The 24,805-nt window shown below is 67.1% G+C and carries 23 protein-coding genes and 1 pseudogene; 16 read left to right on the top strand and 8 right to left on the bottom strand.

Annotated elements, in window-relative coordinates:
• Positions 1 to 1,304: 1,304 nt before the first annotated feature.
• Positions 1,305 to 2,288 carry a glycoside hydrolase family 18 protein gene (locus tag SSPN_RS47440; RefSeq protein ID WP_010314428.1) on the top strand — a complete coding sequence of 328 codons (984 nt, stop codon included), beginning with the start codon at positions 1,305 to 1,307 and terminating at the stop codon, positions 2,286 to 2,288.
• A gap of 198 nt (positions 2,289 to 2,486) precedes the next feature.
• Here the strand turns inward: SSPN_RS47440 and SSPN_RS0135565 are convergent, their stop codons facing one another.
• The gene (locus SSPN_RS0135565; protein WP_010314426.1) at positions 2,487 to 2,999 is read right to left on the bottom strand and encodes a MarR family winged helix-turn-helix transcriptional regulator; all 513 of its coding nucleotides are present in this window, start codon (positions 2,997 to 2,999) and stop codon (positions 2,487 to 2,489) included.
• 418 nt (positions 3,000 to 3,417) lie between these two features.
• Here SSPN_RS0135565 and SSPN_RS0135560 point away from each other — a divergent pair, with 418 nt between their 5' ends.
• The 10 genes and pseudogenes from SSPN_RS0135560 to SSPN_RS0135515 all read left to right on the top strand — a co-directional run bounded on the left by SSPN_RS0135560 (position 3,418) and on the right by SSPN_RS0135515 (position 14,586).
• Positions 3,418 to 4,464, top strand: coding sequence for a 2,5-dihydroxypyridine 5,6-dioxygenase NicX family protein (locus SSPN_RS0135560; RefSeq protein ID WP_010314424.1), 1,047 nt, complete (start codon positions 3,418 to 3,420; stop codon positions 4,462 to 4,464).
• A 41-nt stretch (positions 4,465 to 4,505) separates the two neighbouring features.
• Positions 4,506 to 5,267, top strand: a complete 762-nt coding sequence (locus SSPN_RS0135555; protein WP_170121667.1) for a maleate cis-trans isomerase family protein — start codon at positions 4,506 to 4,508, stop codon at positions 5,265 to 5,267.
• Positions 5,268 to 5,531: 264 nt separating this feature from the next.
• The gene (locus tag SSPN_RS0135550; RefSeq protein ID WP_010314421.1) at positions 5,532 to 6,803 is read left to right on the top strand and encodes an FAD-dependent oxidoreductase; all 1,272 of its coding nucleotides are present in this window, start codon (positions 5,532 to 5,534) and stop codon (positions 6,801 to 6,803) included.
• A gap of 37 nt (positions 6,804 to 6,840) precedes the next feature.
• Positions 6,841 to 8,262: an MFS transporter gene (locus SSPN_RS0135545; protein WP_010314419.1), complete on the top strand. Its 1,422-nt coding sequence runs from the start codon at positions 6,841 to 6,843 to the stop codon at positions 8,260 to 8,262.
• A gap of 49 nt (positions 8,263 to 8,311) precedes the next feature.
• Complete coding sequence (locus SSPN_RS0135540) at positions 8,312 to 9,217, top strand: FAD binding domain-containing protein (protein WP_010314417.1); 906 nt, start codon at positions 8,312 to 8,314, stop codon at positions 9,215 to 9,217.
• Entirely contained in the window at positions 9,214 to 11,706 is a 2,493-nt protein-coding gene (locus tag SSPN_RS0135535) for a xanthine dehydrogenase family protein molybdopterin-binding subunit (protein WP_010314414.1), read from the top strand. Before SSPN_RS0135540 ends, SSPN_RS0135535 begins: the two co-directional genes overlap by 4 nt.
• Positions 11,703 to 12,242 (top strand): (2Fe-2S)-binding protein, encoded by a 540-nt coding sequence (locus SSPN_RS0135530; protein ID WP_010314412.1) that lies wholly within the window; start codon positions 11,703 to 11,705, stop codon positions 12,240 to 12,242. The genes SSPN_RS0135535 and SSPN_RS0135530 overlap by 4 nt, the downstream gene beginning before the upstream one ends.
• Positions 12,239 to 12,933: pseudogene (locus SSPN_RS47435) on the top strand (SRPBCC family protein). Before SSPN_RS0135530 ends, SSPN_RS47435 begins: the two are co-directional and overlap by 4 nt.
• Positions 12,920 to 13,642: an isochorismatase family protein gene (locus SSPN_RS0135520; protein WP_010314411.1), complete on the top strand. Its 723-nt coding sequence runs from the start codon at positions 12,920 to 12,922 to the stop codon at positions 13,640 to 13,642. Before SSPN_RS47435 ends, SSPN_RS0135520 begins: the two are co-directional and overlap by 14 nt.
• A 29-nt stretch (positions 13,643 to 13,671) precedes the next feature.
• Positions 13,672 to 14,586, top strand: coding sequence for an alpha/beta fold hydrolase (locus tag SSPN_RS0135515; protein ID WP_010314409.1), 915 nt, complete (start codon positions 13,672 to 13,674; stop codon positions 14,584 to 14,586).
• A 263-nt stretch (positions 14,587 to 14,849) separates the two neighbouring features.
• Here SSPN_RS0135515 and SSPN_RS0135510 read toward each other — a convergent pair whose 3' ends face one another.
• From SSPN_RS0135510 to SSPN_RS63115, 3 genes are read right to left on the bottom strand one after another with little or no spacing between them, the layout of a single operon-like run.
• Entirely contained in the window at positions 14,850 to 15,059 is a 210-nt protein-coding gene (locus tag SSPN_RS0135510) for a DUF397 domain-containing protein (protein ID WP_010314406.1), read from the bottom strand.
• A 23-nt stretch (positions 15,060 to 15,082) separates the two neighbouring features.
• Entirely contained in the window at positions 15,083 to 15,298 is a 216-nt protein-coding gene (locus tag SSPN_RS63120; RefSeq protein WP_275296521.1) for a Scr1 family TA system antitoxin-like transcriptional regulator, read from the bottom strand.
• Between the two features lie 24 nt (positions 15,299 to 15,322).
• Entirely contained in the window at positions 15,323 to 15,481 is a 159-nt protein-coding gene (locus tag SSPN_RS63115) for a hypothetical protein (protein WP_420188575.1), read from the bottom strand.
• Positions 15,482 to 15,510: 29 nt separating this feature from the next.
• On the opposite strand from SSPN_RS63115, the gene SSPN_RS0135495 reads away from it, so the two are divergent.
• Positions 15,511 to 16,407, top strand: coding sequence for a LacI family DNA-binding transcriptional regulator (locus SSPN_RS0135495; RefSeq protein ID WP_010314401.1), 897 nt, complete (start codon positions 15,511 to 15,513; stop codon positions 16,405 to 16,407).
• Between the two features lie 377 nt (positions 16,408 to 16,784).
• Here the strand turns inward: SSPN_RS0135495 and SSPN_RS0135490 are convergent, their stop codons facing one another.
• Both SSPN_RS0135490 and SSPN_RS0135485 read right to left on the bottom strand, forming a co-directional pair.
• Positions 16,785 to 17,576, bottom strand: coding sequence for an SAM-dependent methyltransferase (locus SSPN_RS0135490; RefSeq protein ID WP_010314399.1), 792 nt, complete (start codon positions 17,574 to 17,576; stop codon positions 16,785 to 16,787).
• A 440-nt stretch (positions 17,577 to 18,016) separates the two neighbouring features.
• A complete protein-coding gene (locus tag SSPN_RS0135485) occupies positions 18,017 to 18,808 on the bottom strand; it encodes an IclR family transcriptional regulator (protein ID WP_010314397.1) in 792 nt (263 codons plus the stop codon).
• A 194-nt stretch (positions 18,809 to 19,002) separates the two neighbouring features.
• Here SSPN_RS0135485 and SSPN_RS0135480 point away from each other — a divergent pair, with 194 nt between their 5' ends.
• Positions 19,003 to 20,277: a lyase family protein gene (locus tag SSPN_RS0135480; RefSeq protein WP_010314395.1), complete on the top strand. Its 1,275-nt coding sequence runs from the start codon at positions 19,003 to 19,005 to the stop codon at positions 20,275 to 20,277.
• 51 nt (positions 20,278 to 20,328) lie between these two features.
• Here the strand turns inward: SSPN_RS0135480 and SSPN_RS57265 are convergent, their stop codons facing one another.
• Positions 20,329 to 20,562, bottom strand: coding sequence for a hypothetical protein (locus SSPN_RS57265; protein WP_170121598.1), 234 nt, complete (start codon positions 20,560 to 20,562; stop codon positions 20,329 to 20,331).
• 70 nt (positions 20,563 to 20,632) lie between these two features.
• Here SSPN_RS57265 and SSPN_RS0135470 point away from each other — a divergent pair, with 70 nt between their 5' ends.
• Positions 20,633 to 22,003 carry an MFS transporter gene (locus tag SSPN_RS0135470; RefSeq protein WP_010314392.1) on the top strand — a complete coding sequence of 457 codons (1,371 nt, stop codon included), beginning with the start codon at positions 20,633 to 20,635 and terminating at the stop codon, positions 22,001 to 22,003.
• Positions 21,996 to 23,252, top strand: a complete 1,257-nt coding sequence (locus tag SSPN_RS0135465; RefSeq protein ID WP_010314390.1) for an MmgE/PrpD family protein — start codon at positions 21,996 to 21,998, stop codon at positions 23,250 to 23,252. Before SSPN_RS0135470 ends, SSPN_RS0135465 begins: the two co-directional genes overlap by 8 nt.
• Positions 23,253 to 23,561: 309 nt before the next feature.
• On the opposite strand, the gene SSPN_RS0135460 is transcribed toward SSPN_RS0135465, so the two are convergent.
• A complete protein-coding gene (locus SSPN_RS0135460; protein WP_010314388.1) occupies positions 23,562 to 23,993 on the bottom strand; it encodes a hypothetical protein in 432 nt (143 codons plus the stop codon).
• Between the two features lie 123 nt (positions 23,994 to 24,116).
• On the opposite strand from SSPN_RS0135460, the gene SSPN_RS0135455 reads away from it, so the two are divergent.
• Complete coding sequence (locus tag SSPN_RS0135455; protein WP_202798979.1) at positions 24,117 to 24,608, top strand: TetR/AcrR family transcriptional regulator; 492 nt, start codon at positions 24,117 to 24,119, stop codon at positions 24,606 to 24,608.
• Positions 24,609 to 24,805 lie beyond the last annotated feature (197 nt).

Raw genomic sequence — 24,805 nt, 5'->3', positions numbered from 1 at the left:
ATCATGAAATAATGACGGTCTTCGCTGCAAGAAGATTCGCACTATCGTCGTATCCGGATCGCTCATTTTGCGAGGCCTGCCATAGAGCATTACGACAGATGGATGCAACCGCGTCGTTGCGCATGGCGGCGAACGTCAGGCAAACCCCGCCACCGGTGCATGGGCAGGGCGTGTGCAAGGTTGACCTATCCGGTTTAGGTAGTTTCGGGCGGGAAGGTGGGTGGCAGGTTGCCCAGGTGGTGGACCGTTTCGATACCGGCGGCTGTGCCGTTCGGTCGGCGCCAGCGCCATATCCGGTTCGCAAGTTTCCGTCCAGAACAAAGACCTTCCAGGCTGCGGGTCCTGGCACGTCCGTACCCGCCCACGATTTCCATTGAAATTGCGGAGGTTGTCCACAGGCATCGGCGTGTCGGGGTGCGACACGCCGACGGTCCGCAAGTTCCATTGAAATCGAAGGTTCGATTTCAATGGAACTTGCGGATTCTCTCCGCCGAGGCGGACTCGATGAACGTCTTCGCACCGGCGGTCACCGCCAGCACCGCCAGCACCGGCGGTCAACGCCAGAACCGTCAGGGCTGGGCGGGCCCGCCACCAGCCGCTGCCCATACAGGATTCCCCGCCCACCGCCTCCAGCGCCCGCCAGAGACCGTCCACACGACCCCGCAAGGACTCGACGAGTAACGCCTTCCGAGGAACGGCTTGCAACCATCTCTGATGCGGGCGAACCGAGAAGAAGGTGCAAGCTCTCGCGGTTACAGGTGCAAGGTGGCTTTTGATGTCTTGGGTGTAGTCACCCGTTCGCCGTAATCTCAGTGCGTGAGTTTGCCAAGGATTAGCGATTCGAATCCCGTCGTGCACCCGATGAGGATGTAGGTCCACGAGGACTGGTTGAGAGCATCTCAACGGCGATGAGCGAGCGACGGGGCTCGGCTTGTTGGCCTTGTTGGCGCTGAGCTCGGCGCTTATCGAGAAGCTCTGATCCCTGGCACGACCTGAGGACGCGCTGTCCTCTGCCACTGGAACCGCTGTGGTCGGTCGTGCCACCGAGAACGACAGCCCTGAGACCACGAGCGGCGAGTGGTGCCGTGCAGCTTTCCTGTGTCCCGCGTCGTGGCAGGAGTTCCACACGTTCGAGATGCGCTGGGGTGTTCTCGTCGTTGGGGGCGCCGCCTCGTGGCCAGGGCGCCGTCCGATGAGGAGGACATGTGCCCAAATTTTCCGCGCTCGCCACCGCAGTGGCGGTTTCCGTTGGAGTTGCAACAGCATCGTGGACGATGCCCAGTAGCGCTGCTTCTACGAACCCGGTGACCATCGCACCGCCGACGTTGCCGGCCAACTGGTATGGGTCGGCACCGTATGTGACGCCGCTGTACGGAAATCCGCCGGATCTGCCGAAGGTGATGGCTGCGACAGGGCAGAAGACCTTCCAGCTGACGTTCATCCAGGCCCCTAGGGGCGGTGGAGGCTGTACGCCCACCTGGGATGGCGCGGTCCCGGTGTCCACGGACACCGCCGTCGCTCGAATCATCGACGGTGTGCGCTTGGCCGGCGGTGACGTCTCCGTTTCGATCGGCGGCTACGGCGGCACGAACTTGGGCCAAACCTGCGGCAGCGCGGAGGCTACGGCCAGCGCCTACCAGCAAGTGATCGACAAGTACGCTCTCCGGGCGCTCGACTTCAACCTCGAAGAGCCGGAGTACTCGGACCCCGTCGCGACGAGGAAGGAAGTGCGAGCGGCGCAGATCCTGCAGCGGAGGAACCCTGGCCTGTACATCTCGGTCACCACCGTGGCCGCACCCAGCGGAACGACACCGCAGGGGCAGAACCTGCTGAACACGGCCAAGTCCTTGCACTTCACGCCGAACAACTACTCGATCATGCCGTTCAACGGTTTCCCGGACGTCCGCAGCCAAATCGCCGCGATCGAGGCGTTTCACGGAGTCCTGATGAGCACATTCGGCTGGGACAGCGCGACCGCGTTCGCTCATGAGGGCATGTCGCTGATGAATGGGCGCTCGGACTTCGGCGAGTACTACACCCAAGCCGATTTCCAGACGCTGCTGGACTACTCGATCAGCCGCGGCATGTCCCGGTACACGTTCTGGTCGCTCAACCGAGACCACCCATGCACACCGCCCGCCAACGGACAGACTTTGGGCACCTGCAGCAGCGTGCCGCAGCACCACTGGGACTTCACCAGGTTGACCGCGCAGTTCGCCCAACGGACATCGGCGATGAAGGTCGGCGTCGGGGTTGCCCCACCCGCCCGTGCCACTCACCGGCGCTGAGTGACAGTGGTGGTGGGCCGCTGACTGCGCCCCACCACCACTGACGGTATTGCGGCCAAGTCAAGGTGTGTGAGGCGGCAACGTGCCGCCGAACTGGCCGAAGCGGGACGTGTGCTGGAAGCGTTGATGCCCGATGACTCGGTCGAACGCCTCGTGCGTCCCATTAATGGTTTTGCGGATCCCGTTCCGGCGTTGGTCTCAGTCCAATTCGTCGAACGCGGCGACAGCTTCCCATCGGGCACCGAGGGCGTTGAGCAGTGCTGCGATGTCGACGTCGCTGGCGATGTCGTCGCCGTCGAGCAGCGCCTTGTCCAGTCGGCGGGCTCGGCGGTTCACTTGGGCAAGTACAGTTTCGCCCTCATCGGTGAGGGACAGCAGTTTGCGCCGTGCGTCGCGCGGGGATTCGATGCGCCGGATGAGGCCTCGCCGTTCGAGTCTGCGGCACAAGTCGGCCATCGTCGAGGTGTCGAGGGCGACGGCGCCGGCCAGTGAGCTCTGGTCGTTACCCGGATAGGCGCGAACGGCGGAGAGCACTGCGAACTGCGGGCCGGTCAACACCGAGTCCACGTGGCGGTTCCAAGCGGCAAGGTAAGCCTGGTACAAACGGCGGGCGCCGTAGCCGGGGGCGGCCAGCAGATCGGCGGGTGGCGCAGGAGCGACGGCAGGCTTACCTGCTGCCACACGTCGGTCCGCGCGCGCTGGCTCCCCCATTGCATTCCTCCCATACAGCCCGGGACCCGAGGCCAGGTCTCCGGGCAATAATACGTGCCCGGACGGTAGTGCGAGCACGAGGTGGGTACGACCGGGGCGAACGCAAGCCATTTCGGCGCGGGCCAGGCCGTGTCGGGTCGGGCTGGGTGCGGGCGGGCTTACCTGCGCAACTCTGGCTGTGCAAGGGATCGCTTATCCGCCATGCCATCAGGTTGACCAGCTCTCCGAGTGCAGTCGTCGGCTGCCGGCAGGGCGTTGACATCGGGCGCTTTGACGCCAGCGGGGTGAGGTGATGTGTACAAGCGCCGTTGCCGACGGGTGGATCTTGCTCGCGGCTTCGGCGCAGACAGGTTCGGCGAAAACTACTCTTGCGTGCTCGGATAATCCGTGCTCGGATTACATGCGGAGGTGGTCAACGGTGGACCAGAACCTGTTCAACGACATCTGCTTGCGGCAACTGCGCCTGTCCGGGGTGCACGACGGTGAGACGGTGGTCGTGCTCACCCGCGGCGGGGAGCGCGCGGAGTATGCCGACGCGTTCCTGTGGGCCGCTCAGCAGTTGGGAGCTGCGGCGTTCCACATGCGGTTGCCCCCGCCGGCCAGCGCCTCGGGGGCGTGGGCCGTGGGTGACTCCGGCCTCGGGAACATCCCCAGGGCCGTGGAGGCACTCAAGGGGGTCGACATGGTTGTGGATTGCACGTTCCTGCTGTTCAGCAAGGAGCAGTTCGCCATCCAGGACGCCGGTGTCCGGATCCTGACCGCCGTCGAGCCACCGGAGTTGCTGGCCCGGCTGATGCCGACGACGGAGCTGCGCGAGCGGGTGGAGATCGGCGCCGAGCTGCTGTCCAAAGCGAGCACGATGCGGATCACCAGCCCAGGTGGCACCGACGTCACCTACAAGCTCGGCATGTACCCGACTATGTCCGAGTACGGCTACACCGACACCCCCGGCCGATGGGACCACTGGCCGGCCGCGTTCGTGTTCACCGGCGGGGCTGACGACGGCGTCGACGGGAAGATCGTGCTCTCGCCAGGGGACGTGCTCCTGCCGTTCAACACCTACGTGCAGACCCCAGTGGAGATCAGCATCGAGGAAGGCTTCATCCGGGACATCCGTGGCGGAGCTGGGACGTCCGGGTTGGACGCGGACCTGCTGAGCTCGTACATCGAGAGCTTCGACGACCCGCGCGGTTACGGGATGAGTCACGTCGGCTGGGGCCTTGACGAGCGCGCTCACTGGCACGGCCTGACCCAGTTCCCCGGGGGGATGGGCATGGAGCTGCGCAGCTTCTACGGCAACGTGATGTTCTCCATCGGGCCCAACAACGAACTGGGCGGCCCGAACGACACCGCCTGTCACTTCGACATCCCGATGCGCGGCAACTCGCTGTACTTGGATGACGAGTTGATCGTCGACGCAGGTGAGCTGACCGTCCCCGAGATGCGCCCGGTCGGCCGCCGATGAGCGCGGGCGTGGAAACGGCAGCGCGCGATCATCACATCGGGATGATCGTGCCCAGCTCGAATCTGACTATGGAGACCGAGCTGCCTCGGATGCTGCGAGCCCGGGAACAGGCTGAACCGGGTGATCGGTTCGTCTTCCACTCCGCACGGGCGCGGATGCAGCACGTGACTCCGGAGCAGCTGCGGGCGATGAATGCCCAGGCCGCACGGGCGGCGGCGGAATTGGCGGACGCCCGCCCAGATGTCGTGGCCACCGCCTGCCTGGTGGCGATCATGGCCCAGGGCCCTGGCTACCACTGCACCGCGGAGGATGACATCACCCGAGCGCTGCGCGCTGAGGGTTGCACTGCGTCGGTCGTCTCCAGCGCTGGTGCGCTGCTGTCCGGGATTGCCGCGCTGGGCGCTCGAAAGGTCGCGATCCTCACGCCGTACCTGAAGCCGCTGACGAAGGCGGTGGCGGACTACATCGAGGACGCCGGGGTCGAGGTGGTGGACGCATTGTCGCTGGAGGTGCCGGACAACCTTGCCGTAGCGCGGCTGGATCCGGCCGATCTGCGCGAGCATCACCGCAAGCTCGACCTGTCCAACGCCGATGCGCTGGTCCTGTCGGCCTGCGTGCAGATGCCGTCCCTGCCCTCGATCCAGCCGGTGGAGGACGAGGTTGCGATCCCGGTGCTGTCGGCCGCCACCGCCACCACGTTCCGGATCTTGTCCGAACTCGGACTCGATCCCTACGTTCCCGACGCCGGCAGGCTGCTCAGCGGAGCGGTCGCCAACCCGGAGGGGCCGACCCACGCGCCCTGACTATCCAGCGCGCGATGTGCGGGGCCGGGACCGCGCGCGGCTGCCAGGTCCCGGCTTCTCGGATAGCGATGGCAACTCGCCCCCTTCGAGCCCTTGGCTCGTTCGTCCGCATCCAGATCGCCTGCGTCGTCTTTGCGCCGTTAAGAAGCAACGGGAGCGCGGAAATCACATTCAAACAAATCCTTGCACATCCGGATAGTACGTGTTCGGATCAACCGATCCGGCGCGGCCGATGGACGTATCTGCGAGGACGAGGAGGTCAGCGTGGCTGCGAGCCAGTCGTTCGAAGTGGTTGTTGTCGGTGCCGGCTTGGGCGGCCTCTGTGCCGCGCTGTCGCTGCGGCAGCGGGGCCTGCGGGTCACGGTGGTCGAGGCCGCACCACAGCTGGGGGAGATCGGCGCGGGTATCCAGACGGCGCCGAACGCCAGCCGGATCCTCATCGGGCTGGGCCTTCGCGCTCAGCTCGAGCGCGTGCGCACCGAACCCCAGGACCAGGTCCGCCGGCGCTGGGCTGACGGGAGCATCATCGCCCAGCTGCCGCTCGGGCAGCGGGTGATCGATCAGTACGGGGCGCCCTACTGGCATTACCACCGTGCCGACCTGCACGGGGTCCTGCTCGAGGCATGCCTGGCCCCGGAGGGCATTGGTCCGGTGGTCCAGGTCGCGACCTCGGCGCGAGTGGTCGAGCTCGATCGCGCCGACCCGGCACGCCCGGCCGTGGTGACCGCTGACGGGCGCCGGATTTCCGGGGACGTAGTGATCGGGGCGGACGGCATCCGGTCCGCAGTGCGCGAGCTGGCGGGATTCGACGACACCCTCGTGTTCTCCGGGGAGATGGCGTATCGCGCTCTGATCCCCGGCGACCTCGTGGCTGCAGACCCGGCGACCCGGTTCCTCGTGGACCGGTACCACTCCACGATCTGGTACGGCCCGGACAAGCACCTGGTGCACTACATGATCCGCGGCGGTCAGTACCTCAACGTGGTCGCGATCGTCCCGTGCAGCGAGACGATCGCCCGGGAGTGGAGCGGTCCAGCAACCGCTGCGGAGCTCGCCGCCGAGTACAAGGGCTGGGACGACCGCGTTCCGACCGTGCTGGCCAAGGCCAAGGACGAGGACGTGTCGGTTTGGGCGATGTACCGCCGGCGTCGCGACCCGGTCTGGGTCGACGGCCGGGTCGCTCTCCTCGGCGATGCCTGCCATGCGATGCTTCCCTACCAGGCGCAAGGCGCCTCCCAAGCGATGGAGGACGCCGCTGTGCTCGCCGAGGAGCTCGGCAGGGTCACCCGCGACGGGATCGAGGCCGCCCTGGTCCGCTACGTCGATCGACGGGCGAAGCATGCGGGCATGGTCCAGGATGCGTCCCTCCAGAACATGAGCTTCTACCACCTGCCCGACGGCCCGGAGCAGCGTGAGCGCGACGAGAAGCTGCGTCGCTTCGACGGTGAGTCCGATGTTTCCTATGACTGGCTCTGGAACGGCAGCCCGCTCACGGACTTGGACACCGAATCCATCCACTACCAGTTCGCACGCTGACGTGTAACGCCGCCGAGACATCGCAACGGAGCGACTCATGCGTACCGGAGACCAAATCGTCCAGGACCTGCCCTGGCGATGGAATGTACAAGGCAAGATCTTCCTGATCGGTGGCCTGGGCTACATGTTCGATGCCTGGGACGTCGCCCTGAACGGCTTCCTCACCCCGCTGGTCGGGACCGAGTTTGGGCTGTCGCCAGGGCAGAAGGGGTTGGTGGCCACCGCCAATCTGATCGGCATGGCGGTCGGTGCGATCGCCTGGGGCACGGTGGCCGACCGCATCGGCCGCAAGCGGGCTTTCAGCATCACGCTGCTGCTGTTCGCCCTGTTCTCCGCGCTCGGGGCACTCTCGCCGAGCCTGGAGATGTTCCTGCTCCTGCGCTTCCTGGCCGGGATCGGCCTCGGCGGGTGCATCCCGGTCGACTACGCGATCGTCAGCGAGTTCTCGCCCCGCCGCCAACGGGGTCGGGTGCTCTCGGCGATGGACGGCTGGTGGCCGGTGGGGACCACGCTGGCAGGTGTCTCGGCGACGTTGCTGGTCCCGGTGGAGGGGAACTGGCGCTGGATGCTGGTGCTGATGATCCTGCCCGCGGTGCTCCTGTTCTGGGTGCGACGCGGCGTTCCGGAGTCTCCGCTCTACCTGGTCCGCAAGGGCCGGGAGGCGGATGCTCGCGCCGTCATCGACGACCTCGTCAGTCGCACCGGAGCAACCGCGGAGCCTTACGCGATCCCGCCGGCGGTCGTGGAAGACACCCGCGGTGGGGCAGTGACGGCAGCCTTCGACCAGCTGCGGCGGGTGTGGGCGTTCAACCCGCGGATCACGGCGGTGGCGTGGTCGCTGTTCGTCAGCGTGATGCTGGTCTACTACGCCGCGCTGAGCTGGATGCCGTCGATCCTGCGAGCTCAGGGCTTTGGCGAGATCGCCGCCTTCGCTTCGACCGCGTTGATGAACGCGGTGGGCATCGTCGGCGTCGCACTCGCGGTGCTCGTCGTCGACAAGGTCGGCCGCAAGAGGGTCATCGCGGTCGCCGGGCCGATCACGGCGGTGACGCTGGTGGTGTTTTCGTTGCTGCTGGGATCGCCTGCCGGGGCGGTCGTGGCGATCGGTGCCTTCGGTCTGTTCGCCCTGGTGGTCATCCCGGTCATGTACGCCTACGTCTCCGAGCTCTACCCAACTGAGCTGCGTGCCTCGGGTTTCGGCTGGGCGTCATCGTCGAGTCGCGCCGTCACCGGCTTCGCCCCGCTGCTGTTCGGCAGCGTGCTGTGGCCGGTGCTGGGCCTGCCGCTGACCTTCACCGTGCTTGGTGTGCTCGTGGTGGCCGCGGTCGTGTTCATGATGGTCGCGGCACCGGAGACCAGCGGTCGCGAACTCGACCGGATCGCTGATCCCGCCGAACCGTCGCCCACCACGCTGGCGGCTGCGGAGGCCGCTGCGACGACGGAAACCTCGGGGCCCTGACGGCGAGATCTGCGCCAGGAGGCGACCAACGGACGAGGAGGTACACCGCGTGAAGCCCGCAGCGTTCATCTACCACCGGGCGCATGACGTCGCCGATGCCGTTGGCTTGCTCGGCGAGCTCTCTGCGGCGGGCGAGGAGCCGAAACTCATCGCCGGCGGCCAGAGCCTGATACCGATGATGAACTTCCGGCTCGCTCGACCGACGGCTCTGGTCGACCTGGGGCCGCTGCGCCGCGATCCGGCGATGAGTTCGATTCGGCGCGACGATTCGGGACTCCGGATCGGGGCGATGGTCACCCATCGCGAGGTGGAGATCTCCGGTCGCATCTTGGGGCCGGAGTTCGATGTGATCTCCCGGGCCATGCGGTGGGTGGGACACCTGCCGATCCGCTCCCGTGGCACCGTCGCTGGCAGCGTCGTGCACGGCGATGCCACCGCCGAATGGTGCCTGCTCTCGCTGCTGCTCGACGCCGTGATCGTCACCGACGGACCGAACGGGCAACGGGAGATTCCGGCCGCGGAGATGTTCCACGGGTTCTACGCCACGGCCGTCGAACCTGACGAGGTCGTCACGGAAGTGCGCTTCACCCGCCCGGCACCCCGGGCCGCGCTCACCGAGTTCGCCCGCCGCCACGGGGACTTCGCGATCGTCGACGTGGCGGTCGCGCTGGACGCGGATCCCGCAACCCGCGCCGGCGACGAGGCTCCGCTGGCCGGCGGCCGGGTGATCCTCGGCGGCGTGGCCCCGGCGCCGGTCCGGGTTCCCGAGGCCGAGGCCGTCCTGGCCGGCGGCATCCCCGGGCCCGAACTGTTCACCGCTTGCGGCGAGGCAGCCGCCGCGGCCATCGATCCACCCGACGACGCAGCAGGTACCGGCTCCTACCGCCGCCGGCTCACCCGGACGCTCGTCGCCCAAGCCCTGCACCAGGCGTGGGAGAAAGGAGTGACGCGATGACCGCTCGGTCGAATGATGGCCGCATTCCCGCACCCGGTACCGCTGCCCGGCACGGGTCTCCGCAGTTCGATGGGAGTCGTGGACGCTGGGTCGGGGCGTCCGTTCCCCGCCGCGAGGACCCTCGCCTGCTGCGCGGTCGGGGACGGTTCGTCGACGACATCCGGCTGAGCGGGATGCTGCACGCGGGTTTCGTCCGCTCGACCGTCGCGCACGGCAGGATCCACGGGATCGACCTGTCCGCTGTCCGTGCGGTCGAGGGCGTCGTCGCCGCCTACACCGCGATGGACCTCGACCTCGGCGACATCGTGGCGCTCCTCGACCGCCCACCAGAGGAGTTCGTCCCCACCGCGATGCCCATCCTCGCCCGGGAGAAGGTGCGTTTCGTCGGCGAGCCGGTGGCCGTGGTCGTTGCTCGTGACCCGTACAGCGTCGAAGACGGCATCGAAGCCGCGGTCGTGACCTACGAGCCCTTCGACGCCGTCGTCTCGGAGGAGACCGCGTTCGCCGAAGACGCACCGCTCGTGCACGAGGAAGCCCCCGGCAACGTCCTCCTGGACGTGTCGATGTTCGACACGCCCGGCGTCGACGCCGCGTTCGAGGCCGCCGGATCCGGACCGGGGTGCGTGGTCGAGATCGTCACGCGAAGCGGACGGCAGAACGCACTGCCGCTCGAAACACGTGGTGTGGTCGCCTCCTGGGACGACCGCGACGACCAGCTGCTGGTGCAGACCTGCACGCAGGTCCCGCACCAGGTGCGCACGGTCCTGGCCCGCTCGCTGCGCATCCCGGAGCGCACCGTGCGGGTCACCGTCCCCGACATGGGCGGCGGATTCGGCCAGAAGTGCGTGGTCGGCCGCGAGGAGATCGCGGTGGCCGCGGCGGCCCGACGGCTGGACCGGCCGGTGAAGTGGATAGAAGACCGCCGGGAGGCGCTGACCGCCGGATTCCTGGCCCGGGAGCAGCGCTACCGCACTCGCGCGGCGTTCGACCCCGAGGGCCGGATCACCGCCCTGGACGTCGACATCGTCTGCGATATGGGCGCCTACTCCTGCTACCCGTTCACCGCCGGTATCGAACCGCTGATGGCCTCCGCCGAGATGCCGAGCGTCTACCAGGTACCCGCCTACCGGGTCCGGGCCCGCGCCATCACCAGCAACAAGGCGCCGACCGCGCCCTACCGCGGGGTCAGCCGCCCCCAATACGTCATGGCGATGGAACGCGTCATGGAGCGGGCCGCCCGCGAACTCGGCGTCGACCCGGTCGAGATCCGCCGGCGCAACGTGATCACCGAGTTCCCCTACACCGGCGTCAACAACATCACCTACGATCCCGGGACCTACCGGGAGTCGCTCGACCTCGCCGAGGCCGCCCTCCGTGATGAGGGTTGGTACGAACTCCGCGAGAAGGCCGCCGCCGAGGGCCGGCACATCGGCATCGGCTTCTGCTGCTTCTCGGAGCGGACCGGTTACGGTTCCGAAGCCTTCGCCAAACGCAAGATGAGGGTGGTCCCCGGCTTCGACATCTCCGAAATCCGGATGGACACCACGGGGTCCGTCGTGGTCACCAGCGGCACGATTAACCACGGGCAGTCGCACGAGACGACCCTGGCCCAAATCGTGGCCGAGCGACTGGGACTGCACCTCGACAAGGTCAAGCTGCGCCAGGGCGATACCGAGCGCATCGCCTACGGATGGGGCACTTTCGCCTCGCGGTCGGTGACCATCGGCGGCTCCGCCGTGTCCATCGCGGCCGGGCGTCTCGGCGAGGTTCTGCGCACCATCGCCGCGCACCTGCTCGAGACCAGCCCCGACAACGTCCGCTTGGACGGCGACGGAGGCGTCGTCCAGGCGGACGACCCCGCCCGGCGACTGTCCTTTGAGGACATCGCCGACGTGGCCTACCTGCGTAGCCACCTGCTACCCAAGGGTGTCGAACCGGCATTGACGGCGACCGCGAGCTTCGACGTCGCTGGCGACGGCACGTTCTCCAACGCCACCCACGCCGTGGTCGTCGAGGCCGATCCGGGCACCGGCCAGATCAAAGTCCTGCGTTACGCCTGCGTGGAGGACTGCGGAGTGGTGATCCACCCGCAGGTCGTCGACGGTCAATGCCGCGGCGGGATCGCCCAGGGCATTGCCGGAGCACTGTTCGAGGAAATCACCTACGCCGACAACGGCGAGCCCTCGGCCGCCAGCTTCATCGACTACCTCGCGCCGACCGCAACGGAGATCCCCGACATCACCGTCTCCCACCTCGAGACGCCGTGCGCGTTCACCGAGAACGGTGCCAAGGGCGCCGGCGAAGGCGGCACCATCGGCGCTCCGGCCGCCGTGCTGAACGCGATCAACGACGCGCTGCGCCACACCGGAGTCGAACTCGACACCACCCCCGTGCACCCGCAGACCGTGCTCGCCGCGCTGGAAACTGCCCGCACGGGCGAGGACTCCCAGCAGGCCGCCAGCCGTGAGGAGGCGAATACGCCGTCATGATCGATCGACACCTGATCGGGCTGAATGTCAACGGCGCAGCACACGAGGCCGTCGTCGAACCGCGAAAGACCCTGCTCGACGTCCTGCGCCACGATCTCGGCCTTACGGGCACCCACGCCGGATGCGAGCACGGAGTGTGCGGGGCCTGCACCGTCCTCGTCGATGGCGAACCGGTGCGGGCCTGCCTGATGTTCGCCGTACAAGCCGAGAACTGCGACATCCGCACGGTTGAGTCGCTTGCCGACGACGGCGAGCTCTCCGATCTGCAGCAGGCTTTCAGCGCCCACCACGGACTGCAGTGCGGGTTCTGCACACCCGGGTTCCTCATGCTCGCCGAAGGCTTCCTCGCCCAGCAACCGGACGCTGATCGCGAGGAGATCCGCGAGGCGATCTCGGCCAACCTGTGCCGCTGCACCGGCTACCAGACGATCGTCGACGCGATCGCCGCGACCGCTGCTCGTCGACGGTCCTCCCCGGCAACCGAACCCGCAGGCACCGGCAGCCCCGCCAGCTCCGAGAAAGAAGTCGCACCGTGATCCTGGAAAACCACCTCGACGTCCCGGCCGACCCGGACGCCGTCTTCGCCCTGATCAACGACGTCGAGCGGGTGGCAGGCTGCCTACCCGGCGCGACCCTCGACGGGCAGGAGGGCGACGCCTACCACGGCCGCGTCAAGTTCAAGGTCGGTCCGATCAGCGCCGCATACTCCGGCACAGGTTCAGCGAGGTCGCCGCCGCCGATCGACGGCTGCGACTGCTCGCGCGGGGAGCGGACAGCCACGGCAACGGAGACGCCGAAGCCGATGTCACCCTGACCGTGACCGAAGCTCCCGGAGGAGCCACGCTCAACCTGCACACCGACCTGTCCGTGCGCGGAAAGCTCGCCCAGTTCGGCAAGAGCGCGATCAACACCGTCTCCAACCGGCTGCTTGACCAGTTCGCCCGCAACCTCGCCGTCCAACTGCGGCAGCAGACAGGGGCCGCAGTTCCCGAACCGGCGTCCGGGATCCGAGCCACCGATGGCGCCGGACCCGTCCCAGCTGCGCGGCCCACCGCCACCGACAGCGGCGAGGCCCTCGACGGGCTAGCGATGCTGCTTCCCCCCGAGACCAAGCGATACGCCGTCGTGGCGGCCGCAGCAGCACTCGGGTTCTTCCAAGGCTGGCTGCTCGGCAGGATCCGCACCCAGGACAAACTGATCAAGGAGCTGCAGCGTGCCCGTCGATGACCACCGATCCGCCGGCCTGCACGGCGCCGAGACCGACACCACCTACGACCGGGCCGGGTTCGGTGCCGCCGTTCCGCGCGGCCGCCGCCCCGCACTGGTCGTAGTCGACCTGACCCGCGGATTCACCGAACCCGGCTTTCCCTCCGGGACCGACCTCAGCAGGGAAGTGACCGCGGCGGCCGTCCTCGTGACCACGGCCCGGCAACACGACGTCCCGGTGATCTACACCGCAATCAGCTACACGCCTGCCGAGGCCGACGGCGACGCCATCGCCTGGCTCCGCAAAGCACCGGGCATGCGAGCCCTGCGGGAAGGAAGCGAAGAGGTCGCGCTCGATCCCCGGCTCGAACACCACCCCAGCGATCACCTCGTCCTGAAGAAGGGCGCGTCGGCGTTCCACGGAACCGGCCTGGCCACCCTGCTGATCAGCCTGGGCACCGACACCCTGCTCGTCTGCGGCGCCACCACCTCCGGCTGCGTCCGCGCGACAGCGGTCGATGCCGTGCAGTGCGGCTTCAACACCCTCATCGTGCGAGAAGCCTGCGGTGACCGGGCCCGGGGACCGCACGATGCTGCCCTGTTCGACCTGCAAGCCAAGTACGCCGATGTCGTCGGCCTCTACGACGCACTGGCCTACCTCGACCATCTTCCCGGGCGCAATACCACCGGCCACCTCGCATCCGCGGCTGGACAGAGCGCCGACCACTGAGCCGACCTGCCGAGACAGAAAGGTCACCCGTGACCACATCCCGCCCCCCGATCCCGACCGAACCACCCACCGTCCGCACCCTGAGCCAATTGGCCCTGGCCGATCTCGGCGACATCCCCGCGGCGAGCCGATGGGTGCGCTCGGGATCGCTCCGGCTGCACCTGCTCGACTACGGGCCAGCCGACGGCGTGCCGGTGCTGATCCTGCCCGGCATCACCAGCCCCGCCATCACGATGGACTTCGTGGCGCGAGAACTGACCGACCTCGTGCGCCCGCTCGTACTCGACATCCGGGGCCGTGGGCTCTCCGACAACGCGCCCGCGCCCAATACCGCGAACGGTGCCGCTGCACTGCACGGATACGACCTCGCCAGCTACGCCGCGGACGTCGACGCGGTCGTGTCCGGGCTACAGCTGGAACGCCCCATCCTGCTCGGGCACTCAATGGGGGCTCGGATCGCGGCGATGGCCGCGACCACCGGCCACCACGAACTACGAGGCACCGTTGTGGTCGACCCCCCGATGAGTGGCCCGGGCAGGGATCCCTACCCCACGACCCTCGAAGCCTTCCTCCGCCAACTCGACCAAGCCCGCGGCGGCACAAACGCCGACGAGGTGGCGCAGTCCTGGCCCCGATGGCCCCGCAGGGAACAGGAGCTGCGCGCCAGCTGGTTGTCCTCCTGCTCCCGGACCGCGATCGCCGCCACTCACGCTGGCTTCGAGACTGAGGACTTCTTCGCCCACTGGCCCAACGTGCCCGCCCCAGCGGTTCTCGTCTACGGAGCCGACAGTCCCGTCGTCACCGCTGCTGGCGCGCAGGAGGCCGCCAAGGCCAATCCCGCCGCCGACCTCGTCGAAGTTCCCGGAGCCGGGCACATGGTCTTCTGGGACGAACCCAACGCCAGCCTCGCCGCAGTGCGTGCAGCACTGCAGAAGCTGAGCTGATCGCCTCACCGGCGGGCTATCCGTCACAGCAAGCCCCGCCACCAGCGTGTGAACTCGTGCCGCCACCGTGACGACTCGTGGTCACCTGACGCGACCTGCCCTTCTGGCGGGTTTTTCGTGCCGCAGCGCGTCGAGGGGAGCGCTCATCGCCCGCGCTCGGTACGCTGCCCCTTCGGGTGGCCACCCGCCCGCACTACAAGAAAGCGCCCACCCCCGGTAGCAGCGATACCAGGGGCGGGCGCTTCTCTTGTGGCGCAGCGGACTCACAGGTCCGCGTTACCTGCCTTCACGTTCGCGATGAACGCTTGCCACTGCTTCGAATCGAAGACGAGGCGGTCCTTGCGCTCCGGGTCTTTGGTGTCCTGGACCCCGGTAAAGCCGGGGATGAGCGCCGCCTCAACGCAGGCGTTCTGCGTCTGGGACCGGGTGCTCTTGAACCACTGAGCGCCCGCGAAGTCGGGCATGTTCTGCATCGGTTTTGGACCTTTCGTTGCGGTTAGCTGAACTGCTTCGCCACCGCCCCGAGCAGGTCAAGCGACTCCTTCGGCCCGAGAGCGGCGGCTTGCAGCCTGCTCCACAAACTAACGTAGGCGCTCACAGCGTCTTTACTGTCCAGGTATCGGGCATCGTCGAAGGACTCGACGTAGACGAACTCCAGGTCAGGCGTGGACCCAGGCGAGGGGATGGTCAGGAGCGTGTAGTCGTAGCTGATCGCTCCGGCGTAGGTCGATGCAAATTAGAGAAAGGTGGAGCACATGCCCCCGACCGGCGCACAGTTCATGCAGGTCATCGCGGAGCGTGGCATCCCCGCGAAGTGGCAGAAGTTGAGCGCGACGGAGGCCAGCGCTGCCACGGCGGTGATGATTGCGATGGTGGTGGCGTCGTCGAGGGAGATCCAGCCGAGGGCGACGAGCGTGCCAGCGCGTGCTGGAAGCAGTCGACGAATTGGGCTACGGCGCTGACCCGCACGCTCGGTCGCTGCGAACAGGGCGGTCCGGCATCAACGGCTTGATCTTGCGGCCCCGGGATGCCGTGCATGGATCGCTGGCCGGCTCTCAAACGTTCAACCGGCTGGCCGGCGCCATCGCCACGACAGTGCTGGAGCGCAACCTGGGGCTCATCCACGTTCCCGACATGCTTGATCCTGCGGGGCAACGCGTGCCGATGGATGGCTGCATCGTGGCGCACCCCTACGGGGACGACAAGGTGCTCGGGGAATTGATGCGCCGCAATGTCCCCGTGGTAACTGTCGACGAAGATCCCGACCGTCCCGACTTCGCGTGGTCGGTCACGCTCGGCCACCGCGCCGCGGTGACCGGGCTCCTCGATAGATTGCGAGCCGAGGGCGCGCGTCGCGTCATGCTTCTCACCGGAACCGAGGACAACGCGTGGAACTGCAGGTCAACCGAGGCATACCGCGCGTGGGCGCGCAAGCATCGGATGCGACCGCAACAACATGCGCTCTACGAAGGAGAAGGCGTTGACGGGGCGGTGCGCTTCATCGCACCTATCTTGGCCGGAAACCGGCCGCCGGACGCCATCGTGGCCGCTGCCAGCCGATTCGCATCCGGTGCCGCCCAGGCTGCCGAGATGGCTGGAATGAACGTTCCGGACGACCTGATGGTCGCCTCCCTCACCGACAGCGAATTCACCCGCGCCAACAACCCACCGATCACCGCGGTCGATCTCGTTCTGGAAGAACTCGCCCTCAGGGCAGTCGACCTCTTGCTAGGCCGCCTGAAAGGTCAACCCGCCTTGGCAGTTCCCCTCGTCCTGCAGCCTGAGCTGCGATGGCGCCAGTCCACTACGAGAAACCGATAACACCCACCCGAATTCTTCGCCGCGATCACCGGGTGGTGGCCCGGTGCGCACAGAGCTAACGCTATTCGGGGAAAGCCTGGCCGGCCGCCGACGGGAAGCAAGAACCGCGACAACGAGCACGCACAGGACGGCGAGGAGCAGGAAAATCCCCAAGGAATGGCCCACGCGTGCGTCGTGTCCTCGGCGGAGGGCTTCGCCTGGGAGCAGTTGGGGCGAATCGTCGATCTGCCCCGAAGGGACCGGCCAGCTCCCGACGGGGCCGGAAAGGGACACCGATGCTTTCGGCTCACAGACAGAATCCTTCTCTCATCGGGCATCGAGAGAAAACGCCCTGCCACCAGGAAAAGGCCGGCTCAGCGGCAGGCGACACCACGCCACTACGGCTTGCGGCCTATCGCGCCGTAGGCGTCCAACGGCTCTCCCGCGTCGGTCTGGTCAGCGCCAAGCCGCCAGTGGTTGATCGGGGTCAGACCAGGACCGACCAACTCCAGCCCGTCGAAGAACTTCGTCACCTGCTCCACCGAGCACAGCCGGTACGGGACCGCGCCGCTCTTCGCGTACTTCTCAGCGGCTTTGCGCGCCGTCTCGCTGAAGTTGGTGTTCTCCCACAACACGAAGTAGCTGCCGGACGGAACCGCTGCCATCACCTGGCGCGTAATCGACAACGCCCCCTCGAACTCGGGGACATGCCCGAGCACGCCCATGAACATCACCGCGATCGGCTGCGTGAAGTTCAGCGTGGACCGGGCATCCGAAACGATCACCTCGGGCTCGTGGTAGTCAGCGTCCACGAAGGCGGTCACGCCCGCGTCAGTGGTGTTGGTCAGCAATGCTCGGGCGTGCGTCAGCACCAGCGGGTCGTTGTCGACGTAGACGACCCTCGATTCCGGCGCGACCGCCTGGGCCACCTCGTGGGTGTTCTGCAGCGTCGGCAGCCCCGTCCCGATATCGAGGAACTGACGGACACCGGCCTCAGCTGCAAGATAGTGCACCGCCCTCATCAAAAACTGCCGGGATTCCTTGGCAATCTGCACGATCTCCGGCTGGAGCGCAATCCACTCGTCCCCCGCAGCCCGGTCGACGGCGTAGTAGTCCTTCCCACCCTGCCAGTAGTTCCAGATTCGCGGCGATGACGGTGCGGTGTAGTCGATGTCAGCGCTATTAGCCACCAGGTACTCCGTTCTTCGTCACGGGGCGTCCGCCCGTACCTTAGCGTGACGGTTCAACCCCAAACGACTTTCCGTCACGATCAGCGTTCCAAGAGCACCTGCATCTGTTTGGGCAGTACGCCAAAATCCGGCGGACCGACGACAGACCCGGTGCCGGTGACGGTTCCCTTTCCGGCTACTCGATGTAGGAACAGTTGGCACCGTCAGACCCCGAGTTGCGGGCTCCGCAATTCGCTTGCAGTTGCCGGCGTCGCTACGTCCTACGCACCCGATCGGCCCCGATACCGCTGAACATCAACGACCTTCGGCTCTGTTCGCGGTTGTCCGCCGACGACGCTGGACTTGGCGCGGAGCAAGAAATAAGGAGATAGGTCCTGGCGATCCGGGGCCGCTCCAGAGTGTTCGAGGTCGTTCCCGGGGGATGGATCCTGGTCGGTGGTTCAGTCGCCTAGCCGGGCGGGCGACCCGGCTTTCTTTCCGTATGGCTGTTTCAGGGCGTTCTCGATCGCCGTGGCCGCGACTCGGAGTCGGCGGACCGATTCGTCGATCCTGCCGATCAGGCGTGATGTGGGACCGGAGATGTTGATGACGGCGGTCAGCTCGCCCGTGTGGTCGCGGATCGGGACGCCGACCGACGTCAGACCGATTTCCACTTCCTCGCTGGCCATCGCGTAGCCCATGAAGCGCTCGGCGTGCAGTCGCTCCAGAAGTTCGTCGAGGGTCCGGGGCGCCGCTGGGCCGGAGATCGGCATTCGGAGGTCCTCTTCGGTGAGTGCTTCGACCAGCTCGTCGTCGGAGTCGAACAGCAGAGCCCGCCCGGATGCTGTGCAGTGCATTGGGGAGCTTCGCCCCACCCACCCGCCGGCTCGAAGGGATTGGGTGGATTCCTCGCGCAGGACGGTGAACGATCGGTTTCCCCGTTGTACGGACAGCAACGCCACCTCGCCGGTGCGTGCCACGATCCCGCGGAGCGCGGGGCGGGCCGCGCGCAGCAGCGCCGTGTCTCCCGCGCTGGAAGCCAGCACCAGCAGGGTCCATCCCAACCGGTAGCGCTTGGTCTGAGGATCTTGTTCGACCAGGCCGCCGCGTTCGAGCGCCTTGAGCATCCGGGAGACCTGGCTTCTCTCCCGCCCGACGGCCCGAGCGAGGTCGCTCACTCCGTGGTCGTTCCCGGCGCCCCCGACGCCGAAGGCCAGTAGAAGCTCGGCGACGCGTTCCGCTCCAGATGCCATGCCGCAAATCATCTCACGTGTTGCTGTATTGACAACATCTTGATCATTCGCACTTGAGTTTACCCAGTTCGCGGCCGTTTATATGTTGCTCTGAAAGCAACGTCTGTGGACCGTTCAGGTAGGGCGTGCTTAGCGTTGCGGTACTGCGAACAACTGCGGGTGCAGGTCGCTTAGACGAGGAGAGTGGACGGCCGATGACTGCCGACGTGGACGCCACGACGTCCCGAGATCAGCTTTACGGGCCCCAGACGGAGCTGGGTGTGAAGAACTTCCCGGTGCGTGGCCGCGCCTTCGGTGACTTGATGCCGTTCGTGCACAACTACGCCCGGGTCAAGCTCGCGGCCGCACGGGTCAACTACGCGTCAGGTGTGCTCGACGAGGCGCGCTGCGATGCCATCGTCGCCGCGTGCCGAGAGATCATCGCGGGCGAGCACGCCGACCAGTTCCCGACCCCGCTGGTGCACGGCGGCGGCGGGACCACCGCGAACATGAACATCAACGAGGTGCTCGCGGCGCGGGCGAGCACCATCGCCGGGGTCACGGTCCACCCGAACGACCACGTCAACGCGTCGCAGTCGACGAACGACACCTACCCCACTGCGATGGCGCTGACGATCCTCGAACTCGTCGAGGCACCCGTTGCGGCGTTGCGCGAGCTGTCCGTCGCATTCGAGCGCAAGGCAGCCGAGTTCGACCAGACGCCGCACCTCGGACGCACTTGCCTGCAGGACGCGGTGGCCCTCACCGCCGGGGACACCCACCGGGGCCACGCCGCGGCGATCAGCCGCGTCACGGCCGGGCTTGCGAACGCTGCCGCAGGGCTGAGTGCGGTCCCGATCGGGGCGACCGCGGTCGGCACCGGTATCGGGGCCCCGGAGGGGTTCGGCGAGCGGTGCGCCGAGGTGCTGGCCACGCTGACCGGGCGTCCGGTCACCAGCGCGGAGAACCGCTACGACAGCTTGGCGCACCTCGACCCGTACTCCGAGATCGCCGCGGCCGGAACTCGTGCCGCGATCGGCATGGCCAAGATCGCCGCCGACTTGCGGATTCTCTCGTCCGGCCCGCACGGCGGATTCGGTGACCTCACGATCCCGGCCGTGCAGGCCGGGTCATCCATCATGCCTGCCAAGGTCAACCCGGTGATCCCCGAGTACGTCATGCAGCTCAGCTATCGGGTCCGGGGCCAGAGCCACACGGTGGACTGTGCCGTCGCGGCCGGCGAACTCGAGCTCAACGTGATGGAGCCGGTCATCCTGGACGCGTTGACGACCATCTTCGACGACATCACCGCCGCTGCCGTAACTTTCGCCCGCCGCTGCGTCAACGGCGTGGAATGGAACGGCGTCCACCGGGAGCGCAACCTGACCGGCGCGCTGGACCAGTGGGTGGAACTGTCCGCCTCCGAGGGCTACGAGACCGCAACCGGCCGACTGCGCGGGGATTCCGGGAACAGGGAGCGGACAGTATGAGCACCCAAACCCAGAACACGACCACTGCTCTCGCCTATGAGGATGCTCCGCTCACCCATTTCCACCTGATCGCCGCTGATATCCGGTTCCTGTCTTCGGGCCTGCGGCGGACTCGGCGATCTCACGATTCCGCGTACGGGAAGGGTCGGCGATCGTGCCGTCGCTGACCGAGAGCCCGAGCTCAACTTGATGGAACCGGTCATCGTCGACTTCGATGACCTCACCGCCGACGTACGGACCTTCGCGGACCGCTGTATCGATGGCCTGCCCTGGAACGGCCCGCATCGCGAGCGCAACCTCGCCGACGCACTCGACCACTGGGAACTTCGAAACCCATTCTTATCAAGGAACTCTCATGACCGAATCGTCGTCACAGTCGACGACCTCATCCGTGGGGCGCGTCGCCAATCCCGAAAAGTCCGTGCAGTTCGACGATGTTCCCTTCGGGCGGTTCCACCTTCATGTGGCCGTCTCCGGGTCAGGGGGACAGTTCTCCGACGGATACATTCTCGGAATCGTCGGAATCTCGTTGGTGACCGCTACTTCCGTCCTCGGCCTGAACGCCATCTGGCTCGGGCTGCTCGGCGCGGCGTCCATGCTGGGACTTCTCGTCGGAAGTCTGTTCTCCGGCTACCTGATCGACCGCATCGGTAGGCGGCCAATTTTCGCATTCGACATGATCGTCCTGGCGATCCTGTCACTGGTCCAGTTCTGGGTTGCAGCGCCGTGGCAGCTGTTCGTCCTGCGCCTGCTGCTCGGTGTAGTCCTTGGCGCGGACTACGCCGCGAGCAAGACCCTCGTCAGCGAGTTCGCTCCTCGGCAAACCCGCGGCCGTATGATGAGCCTGCTCGCGCTGTCGTGGGCGGCCGGATACGCCGCCGCATACCTGGTCGGCTATTTCATCGTGAGTCTAGATGTCGGTGACGGCGCATGGCGGTGGATGCTGGCGAGTAGCGCGGTTCCGGCAGTGGCCATCCTCCTCGCGCGGATCGGGATCCCGGAGTCGCCCCGCTGGCTCGTCGCCAAGGGGCGCGCCCAGGAAGCCACTGCCATCCTGCAGGTGAAGCTCGGCTCGCATGTGACCATCGGTGCAGACGCCCCGGGACGGGCGAAGGAGAACGGCAACACGTTCCGGAGACTGTTTCAGCCGCCGTTGCGTCGTCGTACCATCCTGATCTGCGTCTTCTACGCATGTCACATCATGCCCTACTTCGCTCTGAGTACCTTCAGCCCGCGGATCCTCAAAGCCCTAGGCGTGAGCGACCCGTACTTCGGTGGAGCCATCTACAACCTGCTCCTCCTCGCCGGTGCGGTCGTGGGCATGCTCGTGATCGACCGCATCGCACGTCGATCGTTCCTAGTCGGCAGCTTCGCCGCCTCAGCTGTCCTGCTGTTTCCGCTCTCCGTGCTCAACCTGCCGACCTCGGTGACGATCGCCCTATTCGCGGTACTCGCCTTCGCCCTGTCGGCGCGGGACACGCTTGCGTTCATATATCCGCAGGAGCTGTTCCCGACCGATCTGCGAGGAACCGGAGTCGGCACCGCCGTTGCCGCGAGTCGGGTCGGCGCGAGCATCAGCACTTTCCTGCTCCCGGTTGTCTCCGAATTTCTCGGGATCCACGTCGCGATGCTCGCGTGTGTCGTCGTCCTCGTTCTCGGCGGTGGCGCGTGCTACTTCTACGCACCGGAGACCGGCAAATCGCGGCTGGGGGCCACCAATGAGTGAAAACGAACTCAGCTTCACCGAGGCTGCGGAGGAAGCTCTCAGCCGGATCTTCGCCACACCTCGCGCCGAAACCGCCATCACCGATCGCACGGCGGTCGACACGATCGCATGCATCGCCGGCGGTCGATACGAACCTTTCGTCGCCGCGCTCGCCGAGGCCCGGCGCGTACCGCCACGGCTTCTCGCTCACACCTCGCTAGATGACGTGCCCGGCCACGATGCGGCATTCGTCAACGCAGCGGCGGCCCACAGCCAGGATCTCGACGACACTCAGCTATCGACGACGGCACACGTGTCCAGCGTCGTCTGGTCAACACTGCTCGCGGTCGTGCCCTCCGCGACCCCAGGACTCCACGTCGCCCGGGCAGCGACGGCAGGGCATCGGTTCCTCCGCATGCTCGGCGGGTTCGTCGTGCCGAACCACCTGCGGGCGGGATGGCATGCAACCGGGACCGCCTCGGCGCTCGGTGCGGTCGTCGCGTACGGGGCGCTGGTCGACGACCACGCGCGCACCCGTCGAGCGCTTGGGATCGTGGGCTCGCTGATGGGCGGTCTGCGTGCGAACAACATGTCGAGCCTCAAGTGCGTGCACGCGGGTCGTGCGGCGGAGAACGCTCTTCTGGCGCACAGGATCGCGGTGCAAGAGAGCTGGGCAGGGGAGGCGTCACTCCCGGCGATGGCTGCGGCGTTCGGTTTCCGGGCGGCGGCGCTTCGCGACGACACCGTGGACGGATCGGACATGCTTGCGAAGCTCTACCCGAGCTGCAGCGGCACGCACCCGGCCGTCGAGGTCGTTCTGTCATTGCGAGCCGAGCTGAGCAGGCGCGGCACCGTCGATGTCACCGTCCCGCAGCTCGTTGCCGACGAGACGACGACGGCGTGGCCCGCAGGAATCCCGGAAGCCCGGATGAGCCTGCCCTACACGATCGCGTGCGCGTTGCACTACGGGCGCCTCGACAACGACGCGATTCGTGACGGTCTGATCGAACCAGCGGTTCGGGCTGCCTTCGACACGGTGGTCGTCCGGGTCGATGCCGAGGATCAGGACACCACCTACCAGCCGTGGGCCCGGGTCGATCTCCCCGACCGTCCCCGAACGTTGTGGTCCGTTCCTCCGGACAACGAAGCGATCGGCGGGAAGTGGGCGAGGCTCGTCGGGCCCGGTGTTGCTCCGCCGATTGTCTCGGCCGCATCCGATGTCCGTTCGCTCATATCCGAGCTGCGGTGTGCGGTCGGTGTGCCGGCCTGACATACGAGCGGAGGCGGGCGCGTCGTCGAGCGGACGCCGATGATTCTTTGGTCGGCACAGCGGCGGAAACCTACCGCAGCAGACGGGCGGCGCTGGCCGTTGCTGCTCGCTTCGGTGTCGCCGCACGGCAAGCAATCCCGCAGCTCGCTGATCTCAGCCAAACACAACGGGGCCGCAAACCGGCTGATTTCCGCTGCAGTTTCATACGGTGTCACGACGGCCCAGGCGATGCTCTCGGCCAGGAAGCGTGGCGCGGACGCGGTCAGCGTGTCCGGAGTGGCTTTCGGCGGCGGTCGCGGACGCCTTGCGTCACGCCACGGCCCTTGCGGTCGACCAGGCCGTCCAGCCCCGGCTGAGAACATACGCGGCCAGCAGGATGAGCGTGACCGCTCCGTCGGCGATCAGCGCCGCGCCAGCGCCGTCGGTCCCGCTGCCGAAGGACAAGGCGGCCAGGGTCAGGGCGAGCTTGTTGAGGATGGCGAGCTCCCAGATCCCGGCGTAGAGCCGGGGGCGGTAGACCAGCAGCAGGAACACGCCCGCGAAGACACCGAAGCCGAGCATGCGCCAGGTCTCGACCATCCGTGTGGCTGGTCCGGCGTCCGCGACGGCGCCCACTGCGCCGGCCACTGCGGCGAGGGCACCAGCGGCGGCGAGGACGAGCAGTGCCCGCGCGACGCGGTCACGGATCCGCGCGGCGCCGCTGCCGGTCTTGACGTGACGGGATGGGGCACGAGCGGGCATCGACGCCACCTTTCACCCTAACGGTGTTAGGGATCTAAACTAACACCGTTAGGTCCTTCTGGGAAGGCGGGATGGATGACGTCCCACGCACTGAGCCGGCTCACCCCGCGAGCCCGGGAGATCGTGCAGACCGCGCGGCAACTCCTCGAGCGGGAAGGTCCCGATGCGCTGTCGATGCGCCGCCTCGCCGCCAAACTCGGGATCCGCGCCTCCTCGATCTACGAGCACCTCCGCGACAAGCAGGCACTCGAGGCAGCGCTGATCTCGGTCGGCTTCGAGGAGCAGGCCGAACTGTTCGCGCAGGCCGTCCATCGATCCGACACCCCGATCGCCGCCCTCACCGCCGCATACCGCGACTTCGCGCGCCGTCAGCCGAACCTTTATCGGCTGATGACCGAACGGCCCCTGCGCCGCGACTTGCTCACGTCCGGCGTCGAGGAGGCGGCCGCAACGCCGCTCCTCGTCGCCACCGGCGGTGACCGCGAACGGGCACGAGCCATCTGGGCTTTCGCGCACGGCATGGTCATCCTCGAGCTGAACCAACGTTTCCCACCCGACGCCGATCTCGACACCGCCTGGCGCAAAGGCATCGACGCGTTCTACGGCACGGGCTGAGCGAGGGGAGCGATGACGGAGAACTTGCCTGGATGAGCGGGGAACCCGGTTCGAGGTCGGCACTTCGCGTGGTACGAGCTGCAAGGTGGCTTTGCGCTGACCGGTAAGGGAAAGGCCGAGAAATCGGAAACGGCGCGGCCCGGCTCTTTCCGCCACCAAACGAGCCAGCGGCGCCATCATCTGGGCAAGGCGTTCGC

It is taken from the genome of Saccharopolyspora spinosa NRRL 18395 (assembly GCF_000194155.1).
Classification (GTDB): Bacteria; Actinomycetota; Actinomycetes; order Mycobacteriales; family Pseudonocardiaceae; genus Saccharopolyspora; species Saccharopolyspora spinosa.
The sequence above is the reverse complement of the archived record's forward strand: the minus strand, read 5'-3'. Positions and strand labels throughout refer to the sequence as shown.

Excerpts from the sequence above, each read along its gene's own strand:
- SSPN_RS0135465 (WP_010314390.1), top strand. The coding sequence starts at position 21,996 with ATGAGTGAAAACGAACTCAGCTTCACCGAGGCTGCGGAGGAAGCTCTC.
- SSPN_RS0135545 (WP_010314419.1), top strand. The coding sequence starts at position 6,841 with ATGCGTACCGGAGACCAAATCGTCCAGGACCTGCCCTGGCGATGGAAT.
- SSPN_RS0135565 (WP_010314426.1), bottom strand. The coding sequence starts at position 2,999 with ATGGGGGAGCCAGCGCGCGCGGACCGACGTGTGGCAGCAGGTAAGCCT.
- SSPN_RS0135470 (WP_010314392.1), top strand. The coding sequence starts at position 20,633 with ATGACCGAATCGTCGTCACAGTCGACGACCTCATCCGTGGGGCGCGTC.
- SSPN_RS0135530 (WP_010314412.1), top strand. The coding sequence starts at position 11,703 with ATGATCGATCGACACCTGATCGGGCTGAATGTCAACGGCGCAGCACAC.
- SSPN_RS0135510 (WP_010314406.1), bottom strand. The coding sequence starts at position 15,059 with ATGCAGAACATGCCCGACTTCGCGGGCGCTCAGTGGTTCAAGAGCACC.
- SSPN_RS0135485 (WP_010314397.1), bottom strand. The coding sequence starts at position 18,808 with ATGGCATCTGGAGCGGAACGCGTCGCCGAGCTTCTACTGGCCTTCGGC.
- SSPN_RS0135555 (WP_170121667.1), top strand. The coding sequence starts at position 4,506 with ATGATCGTGCCCAGCTCGAATCTGACTATGGAGACCGAGCTGCCTCGG.
- SSPN_RS0135480 (WP_010314395.1), top strand. The coding sequence starts at position 19,003 with ATGACTGCCGACGTGGACGCCACGACGTCCCGAGATCAGCTTTACGGG.
- SSPN_RS0135535 (WP_010314414.1), top strand. The coding sequence starts at position 9,214 with ATGACCGCTCGGTCGAATGATGGCCGCATTCCCGCACCCGGTACCGCT.
- SSPN_RS57265 (WP_170121598.1), bottom strand. The coding sequence starts at position 20,562 with ATGCGGGCCGTTCCAGGGCAGGCCATCGATACAGCGGTCCGCGAAGGT.
- SSPN_RS0135460 (WP_010314388.1), bottom strand. The coding sequence starts at position 23,993 with ATGCCCGCTCGTGCCCCATCCCGTCACGTCAAGACCGGCAGCGGCGCC.